This window comes from Sporosarcina saromensis, assembly GCF_054901285.1.
Window position 1 is genome coordinate 1,231,208 of the sequence record NZ_CM142738.1, and the last position, 25,033, is coordinate 1,256,240.

23 protein-coding genes are annotated in these 25,033 nt (G+C 40.8%); 12 read left to right on the forward strand and 11 right to left on the reverse strand.

Going from position 1 to position 25,033, the window contains the following annotated elements; translation table 11 throughout:
- Positions 1–828: 828 nt before the first annotated feature.
- The 8 genes from ACVHUV_RS06150 to ACVHUV_RS06185 all read right to left on the reverse strand — a co-directional run bounded on the left by ACVHUV_RS06150 (position 829) and on the right by ACVHUV_RS06185 (position 8,194).
- Entirely contained in the window at positions 829–1,587 is a 759-nt protein-coding gene (locus ACVHUV_RS06150) for an AAA family ATPase (RefSeq protein ID WP_462086428.1), read from the reverse strand.
- Positions 1,588–1,682: 95 nt separating this feature from the next.
- Positions 1,683–2,306: a response regulator gene (locus tag ACVHUV_RS06155; protein ID WP_462086429.1), complete on the reverse strand. Its 624-nt coding sequence runs from the start codon at positions 2,304–2,306 to the stop codon at positions 1,683–1,685.
- Between the two features lie 40 nt (positions 2,307–2,346).
- Positions 2,347–3,465, reverse strand: coding sequence for a GAF domain-containing sensor histidine kinase (locus ACVHUV_RS06160; RefSeq protein ID WP_462086430.1), 1,119 nt, complete (start codon positions 3,463–3,465; stop codon positions 2,347–2,349).
- A 35-nt stretch (positions 3,466–3,500) separates the two neighbouring features.
- A complete protein-coding gene (locus ACVHUV_RS06165) occupies positions 3,501–3,848 on the reverse strand; it encodes a VOC family protein (protein WP_462086431.1) in 348 nt (115 codons plus the stop codon).
- Positions 3,849–3,870: 22 nt separating this feature from the next.
- On the reverse strand, positions 3,871–4,899 hold the full coding sequence (locus ACVHUV_RS06170; protein WP_462086432.1) for an S-adenosylmethionine:tRNA ribosyltransferase-isomerase: 1,029 nt from the start codon (positions 4,897–4,899) through the stop codon (positions 3,871–3,873).
- Positions 4,899–5,615: an SDR family NAD(P)-dependent oxidoreductase gene (locus ACVHUV_RS06175; RefSeq protein ID WP_462086433.1), complete on the reverse strand. Its 717-nt coding sequence runs from the start codon at positions 5,613–5,615 to the stop codon at positions 4,899–4,901. Before ACVHUV_RS06175 ends, ACVHUV_RS06170 begins: the two co-directional genes overlap by 1 nt.
- A gap of 478 nt (positions 5,616–6,093) precedes the next feature.
- The gene (locus ACVHUV_RS06180; RefSeq protein WP_462086434.1) at positions 6,094–7,140 is read right to left on the reverse strand and encodes an ATP synthase beta subunit C-terminal domain-containing protein; all 1,047 of its coding nucleotides are present in this window, start codon (positions 7,138–7,140) and stop codon (positions 6,094–6,096) included.
- A gap of 205 nt (positions 7,141–7,345) precedes the next feature.
- On the reverse strand, positions 7,346–8,194 hold the full coding sequence (locus tag ACVHUV_RS06185) for a pyridoxamine kinase (protein ID WP_462086435.1): 849 nt from the start codon (positions 8,192–8,194) through the stop codon (positions 7,346–7,348).
- 191 nt (positions 8,195–8,385) lie between these two features.
- Between ACVHUV_RS06185 and ACVHUV_RS06190 the strand changes: the two genes are divergently transcribed.
- The 12 genes from ACVHUV_RS06190 (at position 8,386) to ACVHUV_RS06245 (ending at position 22,578) form a co-directional block, all read left to right on the forward strand.
- Entirely contained in the window at positions 8,386–8,958 is a 573-nt protein-coding gene (locus ACVHUV_RS06190; RefSeq protein WP_462086436.1) for a DUF4256 domain-containing protein, read from the forward strand.
- Positions 8,959–9,202: 244 nt separating this feature from the next.
- Positions 9,203–10,387: an AAA family ATPase gene (locus ACVHUV_RS06195; RefSeq protein ID WP_462086437.1), complete on the forward strand. Its 1,185-nt coding sequence runs from the start codon at positions 9,203–9,205 to the stop codon at positions 10,385–10,387.
- A 15-nt stretch (positions 10,388–10,402) separates the two neighbouring features.
- Positions 10,403–11,830, forward strand: a complete 1,428-nt coding sequence (locus ACVHUV_RS06200) for a vWA domain-containing protein (RefSeq protein ID WP_462086438.1) — start codon at positions 10,403–10,405, stop codon at positions 11,828–11,830.
- Positions 11,831–11,904: 74 nt separating this feature from the next.
- Entirely contained in the window at positions 11,905–12,330 is a 426-nt protein-coding gene (locus tag ACVHUV_RS06205) for a YugN family protein (RefSeq protein ID WP_462086439.1), read from the forward strand.
- Positions 12,331–12,597: 267 nt separating this feature from the next.
- Complete coding sequence (locus tag ACVHUV_RS06210; RefSeq protein WP_371391898.1) at positions 12,598–13,821, forward strand: IS110 family RNA-guided transposase; 1,224 nt, start codon at positions 12,598–12,600, stop codon at positions 13,819–13,821.
- A gap of 754 nt (positions 13,822–14,575) precedes the next feature.
- On the forward strand, positions 14,576–16,294 hold the full coding sequence (locus ACVHUV_RS06215; protein ID WP_462086440.1) for a hypothetical protein: 1,719 nt from the start codon (positions 14,576–14,578) through the stop codon (positions 16,292–16,294).
- Positions 16,294–17,313, forward strand: a complete 1,020-nt coding sequence (locus tag ACVHUV_RS06220) for a membrane dipeptidase (RefSeq protein WP_462086441.1) — start codon at positions 16,294–16,296, stop codon at positions 17,311–17,313. The genes ACVHUV_RS06215 and ACVHUV_RS06220 overlap by 1 nt, the downstream gene beginning before the upstream one ends.
- Positions 17,295–18,095 (forward strand): DUF3726 domain-containing protein, encoded by an 801-nt coding sequence (locus tag ACVHUV_RS06225; RefSeq protein ID WP_462086442.1) that lies wholly within the window; start codon positions 17,295–17,297, stop codon positions 18,093–18,095. The genes ACVHUV_RS06220 and ACVHUV_RS06225 overlap by 19 nt, the downstream gene beginning before the upstream one ends.
- Before the next feature lie 32 nt (positions 18,096–18,127).
- Entirely contained in the window at positions 18,128–19,600 is a 1,473-nt protein-coding gene (locus ACVHUV_RS06230) for an aldehyde dehydrogenase family protein (RefSeq protein WP_462086443.1), read from the forward strand.
- A 111-nt stretch (positions 19,601–19,711) separates the two neighbouring features.
- Positions 19,712–20,449, forward strand: a complete 738-nt coding sequence (locus ACVHUV_RS06235) for an IclR family transcriptional regulator (RefSeq protein ID WP_371390518.1) — start codon at positions 19,712–19,714, stop codon at positions 20,447–20,449.
- Positions 20,450–20,466: 17 nt separating this feature from the next.
- Positions 20,467–20,910: a RidA family protein gene (locus tag ACVHUV_RS06240; RefSeq protein WP_317944193.1), complete on the forward strand. Its 444-nt coding sequence runs from the start codon at positions 20,467–20,469 to the stop codon at positions 20,908–20,910.
- A gap of 60 nt (positions 20,911–20,970) precedes the next feature.
- Positions 20,971–22,578 carry a BCCT family transporter gene (locus ACVHUV_RS06245; protein WP_462086444.1) on the forward strand — a complete coding sequence of 536 codons (1,608 nt, stop codon included), beginning with the start codon at positions 20,971–20,973 and terminating at the stop codon, positions 22,576–22,578.
- A gap of 111 nt (positions 22,579–22,689) precedes the next feature.
- Here ACVHUV_RS06245 and ACVHUV_RS06250 read toward each other — a convergent pair whose 3' ends face one another.
- The 3 genes from ACVHUV_RS06250 to ACVHUV_RS06260 all read right to left on the reverse strand — a co-directional run bounded on the left by ACVHUV_RS06250 (position 22,690) and on the right by ACVHUV_RS06260 (position 24,752).
- Entirely contained in the window at positions 22,690–23,145 is a 456-nt protein-coding gene (locus ACVHUV_RS06250; RefSeq protein ID WP_462086445.1) for an SRPBCC family protein, read from the reverse strand.
- 18 nt (positions 23,146–23,163) lie between these two features.
- Positions 23,164–23,457 carry an FAD-binding protein gene (locus ACVHUV_RS06255; RefSeq protein ID WP_462086446.1) on the reverse strand — a complete coding sequence of 98 codons (294 nt, stop codon included), beginning with the start codon at positions 23,455–23,457 and terminating at the stop codon, positions 23,164–23,166.
- Between the two features lie 317 nt (positions 23,458–23,774).
- On the reverse strand, positions 23,775–24,752 hold the full coding sequence (locus ACVHUV_RS06260; protein WP_462086447.1) for a siderophore ABC transporter substrate-binding protein: 978 nt from the start codon (positions 24,750–24,752) through the stop codon (positions 23,775–23,777).
- Positions 24,753–25,033 lie beyond the last annotated feature (281 nt).

Sequence of the window (25,033 nt, forward strand, 5' to 3'; positions counted from 1 at the left end):
AGACAAAACTTCTCCCCCTTAAAAATACATCTCCCAATCTTTATTATACACATTTGGAAATAGTTTTCATAGATTACTAACTACTTTCTGGTCTAACTAAAACGAATGTTCATCTTATAAAAAACGATAAATAAATCTTCTTAAACTTCTTCAATGTGGAGATTAATAATGTTTTGATAGAAAAAGTACGGGAGAATTATATTTGCGACAATCATAGTGCAATCTAAATTAACATGTAACCAAATTAAAGACGAAAGGAAGGGTGAACGGGAATATTCTGTGCTTAATCTGTTCCTGCTTTAATTGTACGGATCATATGGATAGGGAGTTTGTAGATAGTAAAGACAATGGCTATCTCGCCTTTCTTTAGATATTGATATCGTTCTTAGTCTTTTCTAATACAAAAATATGGTTACTAGTAGTATAATGCGTATTGGTAAATTACTATTAAACTAATCCTACTACTTTTATTTCCAACTGGAGGCGCAGGGGAACAAGATAAAAAATCGCAATAACATGAGTTCTTCTAAAACATCTTGTAGTTGCAAACTGGAGCAAATAGTACTCATTCTAAGTTAGAGGTTTTTACAACTCTCTTAAAGAGAAAGAATGCGAAACTTAGCGCGACAAGGTCCGCAATAAAATCAGGTGCCTGTGTAAAAAAAACAGTTAATTCACTATAATTGAATATACATAAAACTCATTCTTTGTAGTTGATATGTTTGTATTTTTATATTGTATATCCATACAAATAGATTGAATTAACATGAATGTTTCAGGCTCAGGCACCGTCACAACTTATATTATTGTGAGTGAGATAGTGATGATTTATTCTTCAAAAAGATGATGCAACATTCGATCGCGGTTCTCAAAGAATTGCTTCATAATCGAGTAGTGTTCCGTTTCTTCCAATGTTGTTTCGTACACTCCATCTTCGGTGATTTGCATAATGGTGGAAAGCGGATGTGCCATGACGATTGGTGAATGAGTGGAGATGATGAACTGAGATCCATCCTTTACAAGCTGGTCGATACGGGAGAGTAATGACAGTTGGCGAAGTGGGGAAAGAGCTGCTTCCGGTTCGTCCAAAATATACAGTCCGTTTCCTCTAAAACGCTCTCTGAATACAGCGAAGAACGATTCTCCATGGGATTGCTCGTGCAGTGACAAGCCTCCAAAAGAATCGATAATTCTGGGACCACGTACTGGCTCTTTGTCCAGTTCTTCGATTGTAGTTGCTACATTATAAAACGTTTCAGCTCTGAAGAAAAAATGATCCCTTGCACGTTCCGTCCCTTTTACAAGCCGAAGGTGCTCATCGAGCTCCGAATGTGAGTCATAACTAGAAAAATTGAAATTCATCGTTCCGCCTTCAGGGTTGAAACCATATGCAATTGCGATCCCTTCAAGAAGTGTTGACTTGCCCATGCCATTTTCTCCGATAATATAGGTGATGTTCGGATGAAGGGGTAGTTCGTGCATGTTCTTTATGAAGGGAAGTGTGAATGGGAATTTCCCGTGCTTAATCTGTTCTCGTTTTAATTGTACGGATCTTATGTATTGGGAGTTTGCAGTTAGTAAAGACAAAGACTTATACCCCTTTCATTACGTATAGTTACGTGACCTATCTAAAGCAGTCTTAACATTGTTGCATCGTGTATGTGCTCATTACATCATCAATCTCATTGTAACCCATGTTTAACCGCATATAGCGCTGCTTGGGTCCGATCGGCAAGTCCCAGTTTAGCCAATATGCTAGAGACATGTGTTTTAACGGTTTTTTCAGTAATGAACAGGGAAGAGGCGATTTCTTTGTTACTTTTTCCCTTTGCAATTTCTTTTAATACATCCAGCTCTCTTTTGGTTAAGGCATCCACTACTATTTTATTGGAGAAGTTATTAATGACATGTGAAGTCGCTTTCGGGTGCAATTGTTTTTCACCGTTCAGTATTTTTTTCAAAGCAGTTACGAGCTCATCAGGTTGAATATCTTTTAATTGGAACCCAGAGGCACCAGCTTCCAGTGCAGGGATGACATGATCTTGATCGGAAAAACTCGTTAACATCATAATTTTTATCTCAGGATGCTCTTGTTTGATGATTTTTGTTGCCTCAATTCCATCCATCTCAGGCATGACTAAATCCATTAAAATAATGTCCGGTTTTAATGAATTGGCAAGTTGTACCGCTTCTTTTCCATTGGAGGCTTCACCTACAATGTCGAGATCCTGTTGAGTTCGAAAAAAGAATACAAGTCCTTTTCGGACGACATGATGGTCATCTACGATCAATACACGTATACTCACTAGTTTTACCTCCTTCAGACGAAATCAGAGAATCTTTCACTTAAAGCGGAATCACAATTTGAATATCTGTGCCGCTCCCGAGCCTGCTTGTTAACTGGAAACGGCCATTTAATGCTTCAGTACGGGTTTTCATATTTCGTAAGCCTAATGATAGAATAAAAGAGTTTTCCTCATAACGGAAGCCGCATCCTGCATCTTTAATGCTCATCATCACTTGATTTTCATCAACATATAAAGAAAGAGCTACGTCATTTGTATTAGCATGTTTTTTACAGTTGGCTAGTGCCTCTTGTCCGATTCGCCACAGTGCTTCTTCAACTTTACTAGGAAGACTCACTGCTCCTGACATTTTTGCTTGAATGGACAGGCCAATCATTTCTGCATAACTACTCAGTGCACTTACTAAGCCATTTTCGAGTCCTTGTGGTTTTAATTGCCAGATGAGTGCTCGCATTTCCCCTAGTGCCTCTTGGCTTAAATCTTGTATATAGCTGAATGTTTGCTTTACCTCATCCACTGTTGTCATTTCAACACCTGCTCTTGCAGTAAGGCTAAGGGAGAATAGAAGCTGGTTAACGGAATCATGAAGATCTCTTGCCAATCGATTGCGCTCGGAAATCAGGGCAATCTCTTGTTCCCGGTTTGTAAGCTTTATGCGCTTTAAGGCGGTCCCTATTTGGAAAGCGACCGCTTCAAGTAAAGCAAGCTCATTCTTTTGAAAATGTGTTTTGTTAGGAGAAGCGACATTTAAGATGCCAAACTGTTCCTCTCCAGCGCGTAGCGGAACAGTTGCATGATGGGTAAGCCCGCAAGTGTTGCCAGCCGCATCTGCTAAGGCATCCTCAATTCGTTTACATTCGATAATATTAGTAGCTTTCTTCAATGTGTGATTGTTGTATTTGCTTACACACCAGCAATCACCCTGACACATTCTTTGTTTGTTGTTGTTGGCTAAAGCAGGTGGTAGAGCAACATCCGCTACAAGTTGTTGCATACCATGTTCATTTACTAAAAAAATCCAACCTGTCTGTAGTCCTGTTACGTGAAGAAGTTTTTTTAAAACGCCAGAGAGAATCGTTGTCGTATCCGTACCTTCATTTAATAGTTCTGCAATTTCTTTTAAAATGGTTAACTCTTCATACTTAGCATCTCCGGACATCTCAAGTCCCTCCAGCATTGTTTACTTATAAGTTATTATAGCGTATTTCCAATTTGAATGAACTCGATGATTTCTCGATTTGGTCCCTCGTAAAAGACAGTTTGCCACCCGTTTTCCAGCTCATAAGGACCTTCCAGCTTTTGAGTACGATGAAATTGGTTCATTACTTCGTGAAGATTGGGTACCTCAAAACAAATATGAACTGTTCTCACGTCTTCTTGCGTTTCAATTAACTCTAGCCTGTAATCCTTCGAGCCTAGAAAAACAATGTCCTCATTCATAAAAGAGAAGCGGGTTTCAATTTCAAGATTGAGAAGCTGTTGATAAAATGCCATAGATTTTTCGAGATTCGTAACTTCTAACCCGACATGATGAAAACGCATAGGCGCCTCCTTCTAAGTTCAATTAAATAATCAAATTCATATCCCCGAATTCGTGCCAGAGGTAGCGAGATGTTATCGCTTCATTATAGGCACATCGTAAATGCTGTTCCGATACAAAAGCAGTGAGCATTTCTAAGTGACTAGCTTTTGGCTCGTGGAGACCCGTAATCATTCCGTCCACTATTTTCAAAGGGGTATGGTGATTGATGTAAAGATTTGTTGTGCCGGAAAGTACGTTATTATGCGCAACAGTTTCAAGAGCACGAACGACCGTTGTACCTACTGCAACGATTCGTTTTCCAGAGGCTTTCGTTTCGAGAATCCTTTGCATTGTGCGTCCGGAAATGTGATATTCTTCAGGTTGATCTTCTGGTGTTGATTCGTACTCGTCATCGAGTAAGTAGCTCAATCCAGTATGCAGTTGGATATAATCAATCTGGACACCACCTTGCATTAACGCAAAGAGGAGTTCCCAGCTAAAGGCTCTACCAGCGGATGGCATTTCGACGGAGCCCGGATGACTGCCAAATACGGTTTGATAGCAATCTAATGCCCATGGCTCGTTAATATATTCGTAGCGTATCGGTTCGCCGAGAAAATAGATATCATGGAATAAATCCGTTCCTTTCTTTGAAAACTGAATGGTTTTTAATGGCGAATGCTCCTTGTTGGCGACAACGGTGGCCGATAACTCAGGTGAAAACTGTATGTTATCGCCTATGTTAACGGAGTTTGCGATGAGTAACGCATCCCATGTATCTTCAGTCCGACGTCTTGCCAAACGAACTTCAATTTGTGCTGCCAGTTCTTTTCTGTTCCTCATCCACGCTCCTTTTAACACCGCAGGTATCGTGCGGCTATTATTTAGAATGACTAGATCACCAGATTGAAGATAGTTCGGTAAATGATTGAATCGGTCATGGCGAACTTCACCTGTTGTCCGATCGAGTACCATCATCCTTACGTGATCTCTTCTCATCCCCCTTTTTTCAGGGGGATGAGAGGCATTTAATTCATCAGGAAGGTGGAAGTCTAGTGATTGAACGGCCATCAAGATTCACCTTCTGACTGTGCTTCAAATCGTTTTCCACTAATTCCTTCAGAAGTAGCAGATGCCAAGTATAGAAAAACATTCACGACATCTTCTGGTTCTGCTAAAGGATAATCGCAATCAGGCACCGCTAAACGATGCATTTCTGTATTCATCTCTCCAGGGTCTACCATGTTTATCCGTACATTTGTCTCGCTTAACTCATCTGCCCATGTTTCGGTAAGACCTTCAATCGCGAATTTCGAGATACCATAGGCTCCCCAGCCCGCATAACCCGTATTGCCCGCTTCGGAAGTTACATTAATAATTGACCCGTTGTTTCGCTCAAGCATGCCCGGAATGACTCTTCTCGTGACTAAAAAAGTGGAATTGACATTCACCTTTACTACCTCTGCAAAATCTTCTTCAGGATAGTCAAGAAGCATAGGCATCGGACTTGGCCCTAGAATCGAAGCGTTATTAATTAATACATCAATCTGACCGAAGGCACTCTCTGTTGTTGCGACAAACCGTTCCACATCCCTAGCATTCGATACATCAGCCGTAATGGCCAACACATCTACGCCGAAAGCCTCGGCTTCTTTTTTTACCATCTGCAAACTTTCCTCAGATCTCGCACAAATTGCCAGTTTTGCGCCTTCCTTTGCAAACGCGATTGTTAAAGCTCTTCCTAAACCTCTAGATGCCCCTGTAATTAGTACTACTTTATTTTTCATATGATATTCTCTCCTTTATCTCTTGCTATCTAAAGTATATCGACGAGAATTCGGGTTCACCTCGTAGAAAAGCTTGAACTTTTCTACGACTTTCGATGGAGGGAAACGGTTTGGCGTGAGAAGCGATACAACTAGTAAAATACGTTAGTCTATTAGGGGGGAAGTAAGTTGTGAAAATTATTAAGTTGAATCTAGGTAGGGAAAGCTGAAGTTAATGCACCACACGCAGGAGTCAAGCTTGTATATGAGAGGACCACGTAAATGATATAAAAAGTGAGCTATTTACCTGTCCAAGCACAGATTATTAAATCTCTTCTTTAACATGCTAGTAGAATTCTAATGGAAAAAAAGCAACCACATTGATTTCAATGAATGGCTGCTTGTGAACACGATAATATAGTTTTCATCTTGTGTTATTAGAAGGTCTATTTTCATTAAGCTGATTGAGTTTCCGAATAAAACTCTAAAGTATTACTTATCATTTCCCCACATACAACAACTCTTCCACATCTTTCGTATCCATGGCTCCATCCAAAATCGCTTGCACACCTTTTAACGTTTCTTGTAATGAAACTGACTCACCTTTTTTTCCTGTGAATTCTTCTGCTACATAGAAGGGTTGAGTCATGTAGGCTTCTAAACGTTCTCCACGTTTATATGTTTGTAATTCAGCGGCGGGTAGTTTCTCAATGCCGTTTACGTTTACTAAGGAGCGTAATTCTCTGTATCGTCGAAGTAGTTTTTGAGCTCTTTGTTGGATAAAAAAGTGATTTTGATCCATATGTGCGCCTTCCAGTACGGAAGAAGTTGAACTGATTGGATCTACCGCAGGGTAGCAATGACGAGCGGATAAGTCTGCATCGAACTGCCAAAGAGTTTCAAGTGGACCAAACGGAAGATCTTCATCCATCACATCTCCAGTCAAATCCAGTAAAAACGTTGTGATAGAATCCATTCCAATTTGTTGTAGCCGTTCTTGCATTTCATAGATTTGTCCAGACACGACATGACTTCTATCCGCTGCGAAGGCGATTTCATTTTCCACACCCAACGAAGCAATCTTTTCGTACGTTTCTTCAATCGATTGTGTTGTCATTTCCGTGTTCTCTAGGACATCTGACAGCTCGGGATAGTCACCTTTAGGCAGTAGCAAGATGGTAGTAAATCCTTCATTCTTTAATCTAAAGAACAATTCACTCAGCACGACAAGTTGCCCCATGTTTTTGCGTGCGACTAAACCAACTGTACCGCCTTTTGCTAATGGTGCAAACAAATCCAACGTCTTAATCTTCGTTTCGATCATTTCCATCTTCTCCCCTCTGATAATCAATTCATCCAAACTGCAACCTGCTAAATCAGCTAACGCAACAAGCGTACGTACTTCGGATTTGCCGACAGAAATCTTCCCTGTGCAAAGGTTAGACACCGTTGCTGCTCGCAAGCCAATCGCTTTCGCGGCGCTTGTTAGATTTGGTACTCTCCTTCTAAGTAGAGAAACATTTAAGCGTAAATTGTCATCATTCAACTAAATACACCTCCTATTACTTTATATAGTAATTTAAATTACAGATAAAATCAACACTAAATTACTCTATACCGTAATTTATATTACAACTTGATATTTAGTTATATAAGCACAGTCATTTTATACTTAGTATAATAAAAAATGCCACCGCTTTACTTAGCGATGGCAACTAGATGTGTTTTTATCATCGAAGACAATCAGATACTCACAACAACATCCGCAAATACCTTTCAAAGTTAATCCCTTCAACAGTCGGAACTCCTTCCATATCCGTATCTTGAATCGCTGCAGACAAAAACGTTTCAGCAAGTTGGATCGCTTTTGCCATGTCTTCTCCTCTCATCAGACTCCCCATTATTACAGATGCAAACAAATCTCCGGTGCCTGAATAACTTTTGCCGTTATACGGAACGAGACTGAAGGCGGACGACTCGCCGTTCATGTACATGTTCCCGATACTTGCGTCCGCTGACTTTGCGTTCGGGGCATTGACGCCTGTAATGATAATATGAGCATCTGTCATCTGTTGCAATTGAAGGCCGGCTTCTTGGACAGCTTGTAAATAGTCCAATTTGTCGGCGTATCGGTTGAGTCTTTCATAGGAGTAGCCTGTTAGCAAGCAGCACTCTGTTAAATTCGGTGTAATGACATCTGCACGAGTGACAAGTTTGCGCATTTGTTGCAACAATTCTTCATCAAAGTTTGTATAAGCTTCTCCCATATCTCCCATGACTGGATCCACGAGTAAAAGTGTATTTTCGCTCTTAAATCGATCGAGAAATTGAAGGATATGTTGTACTTGATCTTTCCCTGTAATGTAGCCTGTATGTATCCCGTCAAATGTCACTTGGAGCTTGTCCCACTCTGATTGAAAATAGGGCATTTTCGTTGTTAAGTCTTCACTGAAATAACTAGGATAACCTGTTTGTGCTGAAAAGATCGCCGTCGGTAAAGGTACGGCTTGTACCCCCATAACGGATAGTACAGGAATCGCGGCAGTTAAAGAGCATTTACCAAACGAAGACAGGTCTTGGATGATAGCGACTTTTTTCATAATTTCCTCCGAACAATGTAATCATTTCATTCCATGATACCATAGCTTGTTTGCAAGTTATTGAACAAAGTTTAACTACATACTAATCATACGTTCCTTTTAATTACCGAGGTGCTCAGTGTGATACTTATTATTCATCCTGTTCATGATGTATACTCTAAGAAATACAATTTACAAAAGGGGTCATTCATATGGCGAATAAAGCGGCTGGTCAAACACTATCTACTGAACAACGTGATGAACTATTGACTACTCTGCAAGACCGTTTCGAAACCAATATGCACCGCCACCAAAACTTGTTATGGGCAGATGTTCAAACTAAGTTAGAGAACATGCCTGAAAAACTATGGTCGCTACATGAAATGGAGAGAACCGGTGGTGAACCTGATGTAATAGGGTTCGACAAAGTTCAAGATGCATATATTTTCTGTGACTGTTCACCTGAAAGCCCAGCAGGACGGAGAAGCGTTTGTTACGATCAAGAAGCGCTTGAAAAGCGGAAGAAAAACAAGCCGGAAAATAGCGCAATGGCGATGGCGGCTGAGATGGGTATTGAAGTAGTCGATGAGCAACAGTATCGGATGTTGCAACAAATCGAGCATGTCGACAAAAAGACGTCCAGTTGGATTCAGACGCCACCGGATATTCGTAAACTTGGTGGTGCATTGTTTTGCGATTACCGTTACGAAACGGTTTTTGTCTACCATAATGGCGCAGATTCTTATTATGCTGCAAGAGGTTTTCGTGGAAGGTTGCTCGTGTAAATAGTGTTTTAATTGCATAGTAAACAGATAAACTCTTTCCTACATCAGGGAAAGGGTTTTTTGTTTGATAAACGATATGACACGCTTGTCAAACCTTTGTCTAATTTAAATTCAAAAACATTAAACGATTAAGAGTGAAACAAGCCGAAAGAGGGTACGAAAGAACAAACAGACACTCTTTGCTTGAAGTATAGTGATGCACGCTTGGTATAAAAGAGTTGGTATTTAAGAAAGGTTGTGTGACATGGATCCAAATTTAAGGAAGTTGGAAGAGATAAAACAGTCACTGAATGCCAAGTTTTACGAACGGGAACATGAAGTGGAAGGGATTTTATTGGCATTGTTAGCACGACAGCATCTATTAATGATTGGACCTGCCGGAACAGCGAAATCTGCTTTATCGACAGAGCTTGCGAAAATCATAGACGGGACGAACTATTTTCAATGGCTACTAACGCCGTTTAGTACACCCGAAGAAGTATTTGGACCGTTGTCGTTAAAGGAGCTGGAAGTGGGTGTTTACAAGCGCAATACTAGAAATAAAATGCCTGAAGCAGATTTGGTGTTTTTAGATGAAATTTTTAAGGCAAATTCAGCGATTTTAAACAGTTTATTGACACTCATCAATGAACGTCTTTTCTACAACGGTGACGCTCCTGTGGAGACGCCGCTCATTTCTGTCATTGGTGCTTCGAATGAGTACCCGGAAGAAGGAGAAGGGCTAGAAGCGTTGTTCGACCGGTTTTTACTACGCTATGAAATCCCCTACATTGAAGATGAACAGAATTTCCTTTCAATGCTGAAAAGCGAGGGCAAGGTGGAGGAATTGCCTGCGATGGATTTGAAGGAGTTGTACCAGCTGCAAGAGCTTACAGACAATGTTCACGTGCCGGACAAAGTGTTTGAAACGTTAGTTACGATTCGGCAGGCGTTGTTTGACGAAGGAATTCGACCTTCTGATCGACGATTCAAGCAAGCGCTCTGTGTGTTAAAAGCGAAAGCGGTTCTTCATCAGCGGAATCATGTCCAACTAGGTGACTTGTCTGTTTTAGAAAATGCATTGTGGGAGACGCTCGATCAGAAAGAAACGGTCTGTAACGTGATTCGGCGTTATACAACTCATTCAGTAGAACGGACGCTCGCAACTATTGAAAGGGAAGCGGAAGAAATTTATGACATGGCAGTGAGGGATCAGTCATCAGAAGCAGGGATGGAAGCAATGGAAAAGTTGAAAGTGCTCGTTGGAGAATTAGAACAATTAAAAGAGGATGAACCAGCTGAAGCAACTAAGATTATCGAGTTATCGAACAAGCTGACAAGCTTATCGAAGGAAGTTGAAAATAGCAGAGTGGATGAACAGTATACTGATGGGACAGTTGACAGTACGAGTGAGCAAAATGAGACAGAGGGTGTGTTCTTTAGAATGTAAAAGGAGGCGAGCTGCATGCGAACTAGCAAAATCATTCGAGATCAGCGCTCGGTCCTAAAGACGGATACATTTGAAAAAAGGCGTTTCCAAGGTGTTTTTGAAATGTCCGAAGGTTTACAACGAATTCGGGATGCATCAGACTTGCCGACGATTGAGCCTTTGTTGCAAGACATTTGGGCTTCCTTCTATAAGATGAAACCGATGATTGTTCGAAGCAGGTTGGATAGAGATTTAGATATTAACCGTACAATTATGAAACAAGTAATGCGTCATGAACAGTTTGAACGTTTTAGAATGTATACGAAATTGAATATTCTTACGGCTGCTATCTTTACGGAAATCATGGGAGAAAAACTTAATCAGTGGTTGGCGGAAGAACTGGCGGCAAATAGAGAAGGTGGCTTGCAAGGTGTATCTGTAAAGAATGGACAAGCCGAAGTATCGGACGAAACTGAATCAGAAATAGAAGAATTAGAAGATGGATTTGAAGAGGAAACGATTGTTTTTAATGAAAAACTGGAATTGGCTATCGAACTGAACCCTCAACGATTTGCGAATCGAATTGGAGAAGCAATGGATGAAGCGCTCCATACAAAAGAAAGTCTTGTTTCTTTAATGGGCGGAACCGGTGTTGGCAAAGGTGATGCGGAGCTAAAAAAAGTGCCACTTCGTGAAAAGTTGATGATTGCTGAAAAAATTGCAACCGATCTGCAAATGAAAAACATTGCAGAATGGGCTGGCCATTTTACACGCATTGCACTAAAGAAAAGCCATACAACGTATATCGATGCTGCAGAACGGAGAGGGGTCGTACAAGGCAAAGACGTGGAACGATTACTTCCATCAGAACTCGGCATGTATAAACATCCCGTGGCGAAAAAAGCGTTTCTCCGGAAGTTTGCTGAAGGAGAGACGATGCAATACGACCAAAAAAAACGGGATTATACGGGGAGAGGTCCCATTGTTTTTTGTTTCGATCAGTCTGGCAGTATGAGTGAGTTGGATACACAGGCGAAGGGATTCGTCATTGCTCTCTTATCGATTGCTAAAAAACAGAACCGTGACTTATGTGTCCTCTTGTTTTCAACTGAGGTCCAAAGATTTACTTTCAAAAAAGGCCGGATGACCTCCCGAGAGTTAATTCATATGGCAGAAACGTATCTAGGAGGCGGTACGGACTATTCATTAGCACTTGAGCATGCACTAGCAGTTCTTGCAGAAAGTGAATTTTCACGTGCAGATATTCTTTTCGTAACGGATGGGGAAAACGATGTAAGTGAGGAATTTTTACAACGTTTTATTGATAAGAAAAGTGAAAAGAATGTTCAAGTGTTATCACTTCTAATGGGAACAACGTCAACTGCCGTGGAGGGATTCTCAGATCGAGTGATGCACGTGACGGATTTCGATGAGGCTGGCAGCTATTCGTTATTTGAAATTTGAAGAAAGAACCTTCTTGTATAACGTAGTGATGACTTCAATTGGCAGTAACAAAATAACAGAAATGAGGAATGAACATGATTGAACTGAAAACATCCATGCCAGGGAAAAAAGCATTGTTTGGTGACGCGTGCACCGTGTTAGGGGAGCATGGTTTACAAATGGGTGGGAACTGGGATTTTGACAAAGGCTATTTTGATACGATTCTTCATCAAGATGGGGATGACTCCATCTATTTACGTGTACCGTTTGACGTCATTGATGGGATGCTTGACGAAGATTCGGCCATGATTGAGTTCGGGAAACCGTTCATCATTCGACATGTGTTGAACATTGGCTTGGATGATGATGATAGCCCTGTACTGGCAGCTGTCGGGTTGGATCAGTTCCAAAAACCGGATGATCCAGATGCTCCCATCCAGTATAGCGAAAAATGGATAGAGGAGGGGGAGGCACACGTTTCCCGTTTCTCTGAAGACGCGGTTTTCATTGCACCGTATTAAGGCTAGGTGAATAGTGTCTACTTAAAACATACTAACATTAGTAGTACAAACCAAGGCCATGGTTTGTGCTACTATTTTTTTATAGTAGAAGTGAAGAAAAGCCGACCAGCCTCTTGGACCTTTTGAGTCCGTATTTAAAACCGGCTAACTTCACGCCCTTATATGAATCAGTTTAGTATGTTGGGTCCATAGAGATCGTGTATAAGAAAGTGGAATCGATAAGGTAGTGTGGAGGCTTCTATGATTGGTCAAGAAGGAGAAATGAACATGAAACATGTCGTAGCTTTAGATGTGAGTAAAGGAAAAAGTACGATTGCGATTTATGATGGTTATCGCCAATGTGAATTTGAAGGCGAATTTCATCATACACGTGTTGAATTTGAACGATTGCACGAAAGAATGGCAGAGATCACAAAGGTAGATGGCCAGGCACCAGATATCGTGTTTGAAGCAACCGGCGTCTATTCAAAACCTATCGAAACATTTCTCAAAGATTTTGGCTATGCGTATTGCCGCATGAATCCACTTGAAGCCAATTTACAGATGGCGAAGATGCGGCGGCATAAAACAGATCTTAGTGATGCCCATGAACTTGCGAAGACCCATTTCCAAGCGGCGCGTAAACATACATATATCCAAGATGATTATTATGAACAGATGCGTGCCTTGACGCGTTATTACGATGAAATTGATGAAGAAATGATTTTACTGAAAAGCAGAATGCATTCTATTTTACATCTTAGCTTCCCGGAATTAGAAAAGCTCATTACACCAAGTTCAGCTCTGTTCTTAAATATTGTTCAGCTCTATCCGCATCCTGCACTTTTACTGGATCATTCAAAGACGGTCATTAAGAATCGTTTAAAAGCTAATACAAGAAAGAACCTTTCGTTGGCACGAGCTGAAGCGAAAGCATCCGTTCTATTGGAAGCAGCGCGAAACAGCTATCCAGCCATCAAACCGAATGATATTCGATGCGACCAGGTTCGTGATTACGCGTCCCGAATTGCCGACTTGAAGGAGAAGAAAGATACACTGATAAAACAAATGAAAAAGTTATCAGAAGGCCGAAAAGAATATCTTGTTTACCGCTCGATACCGGGTATAGGCGATTCGACGGCATGCCGATTAATCGGAGAAATTGGAGATATTCGCCGCTTTAAGAATGCGAAACAATTGAACGCTTACGCAGGCATCGATATTATGCGATACCAGTCGGGCAATACACAATATAGAGATCGTATTAATAAAAGAGGAAACAAACATCTGCGGAAGATTCTATATTTTATGATATGCGCTATGCTTATGGCTAAAAGAAAGCCGAATCATTTTGTGGATTATTACTACAAATTAAAAAAGCAACCTCAGAGGAAGCCCCATAAGGTTGCGATCATCGCCTGCATCAATAAGTTTCTGAAAGTGACATTTCAGTTACTGACGTGTGGCATTCTATACGATTATGAGTCCGCACTACCAGCTCAGAAATCGTAATCACTTACCTAGAACTATACCACAATGACCTTTCGAAAAAAATTAAAATCGTCAGGTCTTTTTGGCGTATCTAAAAAGGACGGTTAAGAGGGGTGGGATATCCCGCCCCTCTTAACCATCCTAGAAAGTATAAATAAATCTTTTAAAAAGGTTGACTAATTGTAAGAAAGAGGTTGTGATAAAACGTAAAAAATGCATGAAGGCAAAATTCGCCGGTATGCATTTTTTTCTGCTTTAACAAGTTTCTTTTTCATATTCATGAGTGGATCGGAGCGGAAAAAGGCCGACTCCTGCGGGACTGTAGCGCGAATGTTGAGACCCCGCAGGGAAAGCCGTCACGTAGAACGGCTTTTGCGAGCAAAAGCGCAGCGTTGGGAGCAAGGATGCCTTAATTTCCGCAAAGTACGCAGAAATACGGCAAATCGAACTCTTCGTTGTTCGATTGGCTCAAGCGCGCCCCGCGGAAAGCGTGCCTTTTGGAGCGCAGAGGAACGGTCTATGTAGAGTTTTGCCTCTTGTTTTTTTGTCAAATGCGTTCATACAGTACTTCAACGAGTAGAGAGTGATGGGTAATTAGGTGGATTATTCGAAACTACAAAAACCTACAAAACTTTAGAAGGTTTAATGGGTTCTGTTTTTTCTAAACAAATCTATTGACAGAGAATTTTTACGGGTTTAAGATAAAACTATAAATTCGGAAACGTTTTCCGATAATCGTAATAATGTTGGGGTAGAAGAATGGAGGATGTTTAGGATGGTCAACCATGTGATAAACGATTGTGATGTACTAAGATCCGCTTCTGAAGTAATGCAAATCCAAAGACTTGGAGCAATGCGCTCATCTAGTCTCAGCTTTTTACGTATTATGCTACGCAAATTGATGAGAGAAAATTGGAAAATAGAACGCACGGCATTTAATTTAGATAACGATGGTTATGGTGAAGCACTTTATACAATTACTACCCCACAAGGCCATTATACGTTTGTTGCATTGTCGCGGGAAATTAGTGATGAAAATCGAAGCGATCGTGTCATTTCGGAAAAATGGGACGTAACTTTTGCCCTTTGTGAAGGAACTATTTCTGAACTAAAACTGAAAAAAATGAGACAGGAACTACCGAAGCAAGAAATGGGACGAGGGGATGTGACAGATCTCGTCTGGTCAAGAGCGAATAAAAGTGAACGAGTTTTTAACCATGTCGTGGAAGCGCTATCAAATGGTGAGCAACCTGACTTGAATTTTATTTATGAAATTGGCTATCTCTTCAGGACAACTGCAGTATATGGAAATGGCAAATTCGGAATTGCTCCTTATGAAAAATTGAAAGACAATCATACGTTTAGTGGAGCGTTTCAAGCCCAAATGTTTGCGGTTTATATGCTACGGCACTTTAGTTTTGAAATGGTCGAACATATCGCAAGTAAGCGAAATCCGCATGCTGTTAAATTGCAGCCTGAAGTAAAAAAACTGTTAGGAACGGGTAATGCGACTGGTTTAGGCATGGTGCCATTTTTAATTTCACACCCTAAATTGCTGCATCAGTGGATTTGGATTCGAGAAGTTGCTTTGGCACGTGCGAAGCAACAACAGCCTTCCTCAGAAGATTGTAAACGCTTTATCGATAACCTAAAACGTACCTATTCTTATTTAATCAATGCACCTATCCCTGAGCTGGAGCTGTTTGAAAATCCACGGGACTTAGCGAAAGAAGTCAAACAGATTTCTAAACTTGCAGAACAAATTTTTGTAAGGGTTCTACAAGCTGGACAGGGAACAAGTCAAAGCTGGAGAAAGTTTGTTGAGGAGGTACAAATTCATTTTTCGGTTGAAGCGCAAGAACTTGTAAACTCTCAACTAATTGAACTGTATCCAAAAGTGATTGAAGATTTGGAAAGCCAAACAAATGCGGATGATCAAATCTTTTTAGTGCCTGAAATGTCGATTAATCGTTTGCAATCAATACTAAAAAAGCAATATGGTTGGGCTTTTCAATATGACTTTAATAATCCAGAGGCTCGACATTACTTTTGGTATCGATCTGTAGAGAAAGAGGAGCCTCGTATCGGAGAACGGGGGATAGACCCAGGCGATGAACTTGCAATGCCCATGAACATAGCTGAGCAGGTGCAACAACTTGCTGTTGAGATTGAATCTTGTCATGGTGAGCAATCCGTAGCTTCATTCTTGCTGAAAAAGCCCGAGTTAAGAGGGATTGTAAGACGTATTCAATCATTGGAGGGCTTAACTTACAGTGAGGTTCAAACGAATTTAACGGGAGCAGATTTATTGCCAGTCTATTTATTGCGCTGCAAGTTAGCTATTTTTGGGGCGGAGCGGTTTGATCCTAAATCGAATCGATGGGTTAGAATTACACTATTTCAGGGGGCTCCATTAGTAGAAGAAATAGGTAGCTCGACTTTTACAGATGATTGGTTCTATCCAAATTTACCAAATTTAGAGGAGGTCAAATGATGATAGATACGAAAGATATGATGATTATTGATGCATTAGAATTAAGTAATTGGGACCGCGATTTTGTCCTTATGCTACAAAAAGGTGGTGTGACTTGTGTACACGCTTGTTGTGGATTATGGGAAAATGCGCGTGAGACATTAAGTAAAGTGGCAGGTTGGCATCGCTTCTTTGAAGAACATCAAGATTTGGTCATGCCTGTTAAGACAGGAGAAGACATTGAAACGGCTAAAGCAGTTGGGAAACTCGGTATTATTTTAGGCGCACAGAATACATCTGCCTTAGAGGATGAATTAGGTTTAGTGTCGGTGTTTAACGAACTCGGTGTGAAAATCATGCAACTTACATATAACAATCAAAACTTAATCGGAAGCAGCTGCTACGAAGAGGTAGATCCAGGACTCTCTAGATACGGTAAGAATGTCATTAGGGAAATGAACCGCGTTGGAATGGTCATTGACTTGTCGCATGTCGGTACAAAGACTTCATTAGACACATTAGCATTATCTAGTCGTCCTGTTGCAATTACGCATGCGAATCCAGACTGGATCTATCCAACGAAACGTAACAAATCAGCAGAAGTGTTAGCTGCCTTACGTGAAAATAAAGGGGTACTAGGGGTGTGTGCGTACCCTCACTTGATCAACGGAGCAAGTACAACATTAGAAGAATTCTGCGACATGATTGCCCAAACTGTAGAATTTATGGGGGTCGATCACGTCGGAATAGGCACCGATTTAACACATAATATGTCGGTTGACTTCCTTGCTTGGATGCGAATGGGAAGATGGACTCATGAAATTGATTATGGCGCGGGTTCTAAATCGAGTCCTGGTTGGCCGGAGTGGCCGGCATGGTTTCAAACGCCAGTGGATTTCCCGAATATCGCACAAGGTTTAGCCGCGCGTGGTATGACCTATGATGAAGTTTCGAAAATTATGGGAGGGAATTGGTACCGTTTCTTTTCGGAAGGATTTAAGGCGGAGAAGGAGTTGGAGAAATGCGTGTCTCTCACTTAGAACTATACACCCATTGTAAAAAAATCTTCCAGGCTTGTGGGGTTCCGTATGGGTATGCAGAAGAAGGTGCAGAAACCGTAGCAAATGCTGAATTCCTCGGATTATATGGTTTACAACAATTAGCTGATGAATTGTCGCACTTGCAAAGTCAGTTGGATGAATTGAAAATTGTGGCGGAACGGAATCATGTTACGAAAATAGATGGTGGTAAGCAAAGTGGTATGCTACTTGGCAAAGCTTGTGCAGATTATTTAGTCGCACAATTGCAAGATCAACACGTTGCTGCTGTTTGTGTAACTGATACAAGACCGTCACGTGTGCTGACACAGCAAGCGATTTATCTAGCTAAGAAAAAGATTGGAAGTATCATTCTATATCAATTGCCAAGCCATTCATCGTTGATACTCTCATCTCCTAGCTATGCATTTCCGATCATGATTCATAAACGGAACAATGAAGATGTCGTGGATTGGATAAATAGACAACTAGGTTTGCGGGGTGATGAATCCCTGAATCTCCCACATGAATATACGGAGTTTTGTATTTTCGGTACTACTTCTATTAGTGTAATCGATGAGTTGCTAGAAAATTTTCAGCAAACAATAGATCCCTCTTACATCATCACAACGGGTGATGATTTTGAACAGAAATGGCAGTCATCTTGGGAATATGGAGCTGAAATTAATAAAGAACTTTGGATTGAACTAAATGAAACAGGCAAGCGGATGCTTGTAGAATCAACAGACCAATCACGTTTGCGTGGAGCGGGAGAAATGGCGTAACAAGAGAATTTACTAACTGGAGGAGATTGAAAATGATGACAGTTAAAAGTGATGTAAAAGTGTTGAAGAACTTCATTAATGGTGAATGGGTGGAAACATCAGGGTCAGATATTCTTGAAATTAGAAATCCTGCTAATCATGATGAACTAATCGTGACGGTTCGACAATCAACTGAAAAGGATGCGCAAGCAGCGATTGAAGCAGCTGAACAGGCATTTCCTGAATGGAGTAAGACGCCATCACCTGCTAGAGGCGAATACTTATTTAAAATAGCAGCAATTATGGAAGAAGAAGCGGAGGACATTGCTCGAATTATTGTACAGGAAGAAGGCAAGACATTTACCGATGCATTAAAAGAAGTTAACTATGCAGCTGGTATTGTAAAGTTTTACGCTGGTGAAGGACGCCGAATGACGGGTAGGATTATTGAATCTGATATGCCGGGTGTTCAAATTGAATTACATAAGGAAGCACTAGGCGTGGTGTTAGTCGTCACCCCTTGGAATTTCCCGTTATCAATTCCCGCTTGGAAGATTGCTCCTGCCATTTTAAGTGGTAATACGGTCGTCCTGAAAGCATCGTCTGAAACCCCTTTAACAGCACAGAAATTTGTGGAAATTATTGAGAGGGCAGGCGTTCCAGCAGGTGTTGTGAACCAATTGGTTGGACCTGGACGCCTTGTTACGGAGATGATTCATCATCCTGCGGTAAAAGCAATTACATTTACAGGATCCAATCGTGTAGGCAACTTGATTTATTCAGAAGCTTCAAAAGATATGAAGCGTGTATTGCTTGAAATGGGCGGGAAAAACCCATTAATCGTGATGGAAGACGCCGATGTGGATGCGGCAGTCGGACTTGCGATTGCGGGAGGATACGGACAAACTGGTCAAGCATGTACCGCTACGAGCAGAGTACTAGTCCATAAAGATATTCGTCAAGAATTCACAGAGAAATTAGTGGCTAAATCGAAAGAGATTAAGGTCGGTAATGGCATGGATAAAGATGTAACGATGGGACCTCAAGTAAGTGAAGGTGAGCGTCAATCTACATTGGATTTAATTAAAAAAGCAGTGGACGAGGGTGGAGAACTACTGACTGGCGGCGGGATTCCTGAATTTGAAGGTTCAGAAAAAGGATACTTTGTTGAACCAACAGTAATCGGCAACGTGAAGTCATCAATGACGATTGCACAGGAAGAAGTATTTGGTCCAGTTATTAGCATTATTGAAATTTCCTCAATTGATGAGGCGATTGATGTGGCAAATGATGTGGCATACGGTTTGTCGGCTGCTATTTGTACTAGAAATCTAACATATATGAACAGGGCGTTAAACGATATTCAAGCTGGAATTGTGAAAGTGAATATGACAACGACAGGGACTTTCTTCCAAGCGCCGTTTGGTGGATATAAGCAGTCAAGTACGGGCACGTACAAAGAACTAGGAAGCGAAGCAGTTGAGTTCTATTGCCAGAACAAAACACGTTATATCAACAGTAACTAAGTTCAATAGAGGGGATAGCTTGGTCTTTCCCCTTCTTTCTGCTAATCTGCATATGTTAGTATATTCAAAAAGAATCGAGTATCTATATTATTTGTAGAGGAGCAAGTTCATTTGAAAAAAACACCAGAAGTTTCAGCGACGGTTGTACGGGCAATTTCCGTCATAAATTATTTAAATGATGTGTCAGGACCACAAGGCGTTAGTGAAATCAGTAAAGGATTAGGATTGTCTACAACAATCGTTCATCGATTACTCACTACGTTGAAGATGGAAGGTATGGTATTTCAAGATCCGCGTTCAAAATTGTATTCATTAGGCACAGTCTTTTTGGATTATGCCAATAAAATCATGAGTGAAATGCCAATTGCGCCAATCATTGAGCCTTGGCTTATGTCGTTACGGCATGACACAGGAGAAACAGTTGGGTTCTATATGCCGACAGGCCAAATGCGTATTTGTGTATTAGAATATGAAAGTTTGCAAGAAATTAAGCGGTCTGTTGGAATTGGTAAGCGCATGCCACTTCATGTTGGGGCAAGTGGCCGAGCGATTTTGGCATTCCAGTCAGCTGAATTACAGGAGAGACTTCTGCTCACATTGCCAAAGGATGAACGTAGCCGTTTACAGGAATTACTTGAAGAGACTAGAATTCTTGGTTACGCAACAAACGAAGAAGAGATTACGCCTAATGTGGCGGCATTATCTGCTCCAGTATTTGATCAACAAGGACGAGTAATCGGATCATTATCTATCTCAGGACCATTGTTTAGATGGAACCGGAAGACGATGGAATCGTATGTATCTGAGCTGTTGAATGCGACAAATGAAATTCAACACTCACTATTCTAATGATAAGGATGATAGCAATGAGACCAGAGGATAAGTTAAAGGAACTTGGCTTAGAGTTGCCAGAAAAACGAGCAAAAGGAGGAAATTATATTTCCTGTGTGCGTACAGGTAATCTATTGTTTTTATCAGGATCCCTTTCATATGACGTAATTGGTAAGGTCGGCGATACACTAACGATTGAAGAAGGGTATGCGGCTTCCAGACAGGCGATTCTATTTGCATTATCGACCATTAAAGAAGAAGTTGGAGAACTATCAAAAGTTAAGAAGTTTGTAAAATTGCTTGGTATGATTAACACGGCATTTGAATTTACAGGACAGGCAAAAGTGATGAATGGTGCTTCTGATTTATTAGTAGAGGTGTTTGGTGAAGAAGTTGGATCGCACGCTCGAACTGCGGTAGGTATGATGTTGCCGCGCGGAGCAGCTGTAGAAATTGATGTCATTGTGGAAGTGGCATAATTTCTCCACACTTTCGTAAAAGGTAAGCGTTTACAAAATGGTGGACGAGGAGGTTTTACATTGAATAAATACGAATCTAAAACGGATCGGCCCGTTCTGCTCATAAGTGGGGGACTTTTAGTTGCTTTTGTAATTGCTTCATTTATTAATCTTGATTTTGTATCGAACATGGTGAATCAATCGTTCGCTTTTTCAATAAAATATTTCGGTGCATTTTGGCAGATATTGTTGTTAGGTACGTTTCTCATTGCACTTTTCTTAGCGTTTTCGAAGTATGGAAAGATACGTCTAGGAGCTGCACAAAAACCTGAAATTGGCTACTTTAAGTGGCTGGCTATGATTATGACTACATTGCTAGCGGGTGGAGGTGTTTTTTGGGCGGCAGCAGAACCGATGTATCACTTCCTTGATCGTCCACCTCTTTTCGAAGGTGTTGAATCAGGAACTAGAGAAGCAGTAATTCCTGCGTTTGCACAATCGTATTTACATTGGGGCTTTCTTGCCTGGTCAATTCTTGGGACATTAGGAACGATTGTATTGATGTATGCACATTACCAAAAAGGAATGCCATTAAAACCGCGTACCTTGCTCTATCCTTTACTAGGTGAAAGGATTATGAGAAAAAGTGCATTAGGCACAATTATTGATGCGTTTTCAATAATTGCCGTTGCGGCAGGGACGATCGGTCCAATTGGTTTCCTTGGTCTGCAGGCTGCATATGGGATGGAAGCGCTATATGGAGTGCCGAATAACTTGACAACCCAAGTCCTTATCATTAGTAGTGTTGTTGTCATTGCTACGATTTCAGCAGTCACTGGTTTGCGGAAAGGAATCCAATTCCTGAGTAATTTAAATGTCATCATAACACTTATTTTAATGGTTGCCATTTTAGTAATCGGACCTGGTGGATTTATTATTGATACATTTATCTCTGCAAGTGGTGTTCATCTCCAGGAGTTTCTTGCAATGAGTACATTTCGTGGTGATTCTGCTTGGCTTGGTTCCTGGACAATCTTCTTTTGGGGCTGGTTCCTCGGATATGGACCAATGATGGCAATTTTTATCTCCACCATTACGCGTGGACGTACAATCCGAGAGTTGGTTTTGGCAGTATCCGTTACAGCACCAATTGTCACGGCATTTTGGTTCACTGTCGTTGGTGGAACAGGTATCTTTTATGAATTGGGTAATCCAGGTGTTGTGTCAAATGCATTAAGTACAGGTGGTATGCCGGCAGCAATGGTAGCCATCACTCAACAACTCCCGCTAGATGCCTTAATTGCGCCTCTTTTCCTGTTAGTGACCATTCTATTCGTTGTAACAACAGGTGATTCGATGGCCTATACCATTTCAGTTGCCATTACAGGAGATGGCCATCCACCTAAAAGCATGCGAGTATTTTGGGCGGTCATCATGGGAGCGGTAGCGATTGTACTATTAATGATCAGTGAAGGTGGGATTAATGCAATCCAATCTTTTATAGTTGTTACAGCAATCCCAGTTTCATTAATACTATTACCAACATTTTGGGCAGCACCAAAAGCGGCGAGAATCATGTACAAAGAGCAATTTAGTCATACAGAAGAAATGACGAACATGGAAGAAGCCGATAGAATGTGGAAGGTTGATCAAGAAACTTCTTCAAAATTGACGAAAAAATATTCTTGAGAGATGAAGTCGTGAAGAGCTAATTGTTAGTATAGTAGCAACCAATGAGTGAGAATTAAAATGTAAACAAACCGGCAGCCTTCTTAATGAGGGCTGCCGGTTTGTTCTGCCTTATACTTTTTTCAGTTCAATGTTTTCAATTTCCTCTGCAATCGCTTTTGTCAGGTCTTCAGCAGTTTTAGGCACAAAGTTTTTCAAGATTGTATTGATCATCGGTCCCATCATGCCTTTTGCTGTAATATCCAAGTTTCCGACCATTTCGGTTTTGGATTCAGATACTGCAATTGCTTTAAAAAAACCATTGCCTGCAAAGTTTTCGTTCAGTCCTGTCAAATTGAACGTTACGAGCGAAGGCTCTTGCCACTCTGTAATTTCGATCTTCAGCTTAACGGTTTTTTGCATGATGCCGATATCGCCTTTGAACGTCCAAGTCGATTGCGTGTCACTTAAAATTTCATGCTCAATGTAGCCGGGAACGAGCGGCGCCCATCGATTCATATCACTGACAAAGTTCCATATCTTCTCAATCGGTAAATCCAATTCAAGTGCGTGTGTACCACTAGGCATTTCTAAATTCCTCCTCTATTATGCTAAAACGATCTCTTCAATGTGTATGCTTCTACTTTCAACATTACCCACGTGCTTTCCGGCTAAATATCCGAACGTTAAAGCTGGTCCTATCGTCCCGCCTGCACCAGGATATGCACCTCCAAGGACACCCATCGCTGCGTTACCAGCTGCATACAAGCCTGGAATAACATTTCCGCGGAGGCTAATCACTTGTCCATGTTCATTAATACGTGGCCCTCCATTTGTTCCTAGTGACCCCGCATGTACTGGAATCGCATAAAATGGTCCTTTTTCAATGGGTCCGATCATCGCTTCAGGTCCTTTAAAGCCGGTTGCAAACTTCTGCCTCTACAGTTTGTTTCTCAGAAGGGGCTGCAGACTCATTCGAGCATGCAAGCAACATTCCTGAGCAAAGTAGACAAAAAAGAGTCCGATCGCTTGCTTACTAAACATTGATTTCCTCCTAACGATTTACCAGTTACCTATACTATAACAATATTTTGTGAATCGTGCTAAATTAGCATCACAAGTCTGTGAGGGTAACTTGATAAAAGGGGGAGAACGCAAAAAAAGCAAAAACTTCTAGTTTCTACAACCAGAAGTTTTTGCGTATTAGAAAGGTTGTCTTACAATCCAGCTTTTACATCTTCAATCATGATTTTAATGGATTGTAATCCGCCACCTGCAAGGTACCAAGGGCCACCGTTCAAGTAAACGATCTTGTCGTTTTTGTAAGCGTTCGTTTTCTTAACAATGTCGTTTTCAATCGCATTTTTTACACTTGCATTCGCATCAAATGCAGAATCGCGGTCAATAACGAAAAGGATGTCAGGATTTTGTTCCATTACGTATTCGAATGAAATGCTTTGACCATGTGTAGATTTCTCAATGTTTACGTCAGCAGGCTTGAATCCAAAAACATCATGGATAATTCCGAAACGAGAGCTTGGTCCATAAGCGCTGACTTTCTCTTCGTTCCCCATAATTATTAAAGTCTTTTCATCTTTAGCTGCTGCTTGTTCCTTAATCTCTTCAATAGAAGCGTTCACTTCAGCTAATTCAGCTTTCACTTCATCTTCTTTACCGAAAAGTTTACCGATTGTTTCCATGTTGCTTGTAAATGAATCCATATAGTTCGTGTAGTCTACACCCATGTATACAGTTGGAGCAATCTTCTTGAATTCTTCATATAGATCTGATTGACGAGCAGAGATGAAAATGACGTCAGGTTGCATTGCATGAATTGCTTCGAAATCAGGCTCTTTCAAGCTTCCAAGATTCTCGTATTCATCACTCTTATACTTTTCCAAGTACTGAGGAATCGTTGCTTGTGGAAGACCCGCAACTGGAATATTCAATTCATCTAATGTATCTAATACACCAAAGTCGAAGACAACAACTTTCTCAGGTGTTTTCTCGAATACAACTTCTTCTTCATCCAGCTCATGCTTAATGGAAACTGGTGTAGTTTCTTCAGTTGCTGGTTTGTCAGCATCTGTTCCTGTTGCTCCATTCGTATTGGAATCTTTATCACTGTTCGTTCCGCATGCAGCTAGAACAAAAAGTAGTGATAAAACAAGTGTAAATAAAGACCATTTCTTCATGCTTGACTATCTCCTTTTCCATCTTCTGATTTTCGGAATTGATATTGATTAATAGTGATAATCATTATCAGTTACCTTACAAATTTGATTTTATCAGATTAAAATGGAATGTCAACTATTAATTGAAAATCATTATCAGTTACGTGCGAACTTTCTATGCTATGGGATACGAATAAAACATGTATATCATTGTGCAACAAGAAAAGAATCCATTCGTCCTTTCTTTGGAGATGAATAGATCGTATAAATTCTCGTATCCTTAATGGTATATAGAAAGGGTT

Excerpts from the sequence above, each read along its gene's own strand:
- ACVHUV_RS06160 (WP_462086430.1), bottom strand. The coding sequence starts at position 3,465 with ATGTCCGGAGATGCTAAGTATGAAGAGTTAACCATTTTAAAAGAAATT.
- ACVHUV_RS06165 (WP_462086431.1), bottom strand. The coding sequence starts at position 3,848 with ATGCGTTTTCATCATGTCGGGTTAGAAGTTACGAATCTCGAAAAATCT.
- ACVHUV_RS06170 (WP_462086432.1), bottom strand. The coding sequence starts at position 4,899 with ATGGCCGTTCAATCACTAGACTTCCACCTTCCTGATGAATTAAATGCC.
- ACVHUV_RS06175 (WP_462086433.1), bottom strand. The coding sequence starts at position 5,615 with ATGAAAAATAAAGTAGTACTAATTACAGGGGCATCTAGAGGTTTAGGA.
- ACVHUV_RS06185 (WP_462086435.1), bottom strand. The coding sequence starts at position 8,194 with ATGAAAAAAGTCGCTATCATCCAAGACCTGTCTTCGTTTGGTAAATGC.
- ACVHUV_RS06190 (WP_462086436.1), top strand. The coding sequence starts at position 8,386 with ATGGCGAATAAAGCGGCTGGTCAAACACTATCTACTGAACAACGTGAT.
- ACVHUV_RS06195 (WP_462086437.1), top strand. The coding sequence starts at position 9,203 with ATGGATCCAAATTTAAGGAAGTTGGAAGAGATAAAACAGTCACTGAAT.
- ACVHUV_RS06200 (WP_462086438.1), top strand. The coding sequence starts at position 10,403 with ATGCGAACTAGCAAAATCATTCGAGATCAGCGCTCGGTCCTAAAGACG.
- ACVHUV_RS06205 (WP_462086439.1), top strand. The coding sequence starts at position 11,905 with ATGATTGAACTGAAAACATCCATGCCAGGGAAAAAAGCATTGTTTGGT.
- ACVHUV_RS06210 (WP_371391898.1), top strand. The coding sequence starts at position 12,598 with ATGAAACATGTCGTAGCTTTAGATGTGAGTAAAGGAAAAAGTACGATT.
- ACVHUV_RS06215 (WP_462086440.1), top strand. The coding sequence starts at position 14,576 with ATGGTCAACCATGTGATAAACGATTGTGATGTACTAAGATCCGCTTCT.
- ACVHUV_RS06220 (WP_462086441.1), top strand. The coding sequence starts at position 16,294 with ATGATAGATACGAAAGATATGATGATTATTGATGCATTAGAATTAAGT.
- ACVHUV_RS06225 (WP_462086442.1), top strand. The coding sequence starts at position 17,295 with ATGCGTGTCTCTCACTTAGAACTATACACCCATTGTAAAAAAATCTTC.
- ACVHUV_RS06230 (WP_462086443.1), top strand. The coding sequence starts at position 18,128 with ATGATGACAGTTAAAAGTGATGTAAAAGTGTTGAAGAACTTCATTAAT.
- ACVHUV_RS06240 (WP_317944193.1), top strand. The coding sequence starts at position 20,467 with ATGAGACCAGAGGATAAGTTAAAGGAACTTGGCTTAGAGTTGCCAGAA.
- ACVHUV_RS06250 (WP_462086445.1), bottom strand. The coding sequence starts at position 23,145 with ATGCCTAGTGGTACACACGCACTTGAATTGGATTTACCGATTGAGAAG.
- ACVHUV_RS06255 (WP_462086446.1), bottom strand. The coding sequence starts at position 23,457 with ATGATCGGACCCATTGAAAAAGGACCATTTTATGCGATTCCAGTACAT.
- ACVHUV_RS06260 (WP_462086447.1), bottom strand. The coding sequence starts at position 24,752 with ATGAAGAAATGGTCTTTATTTACACTTGTTTTATCACTACTTTTTGTT.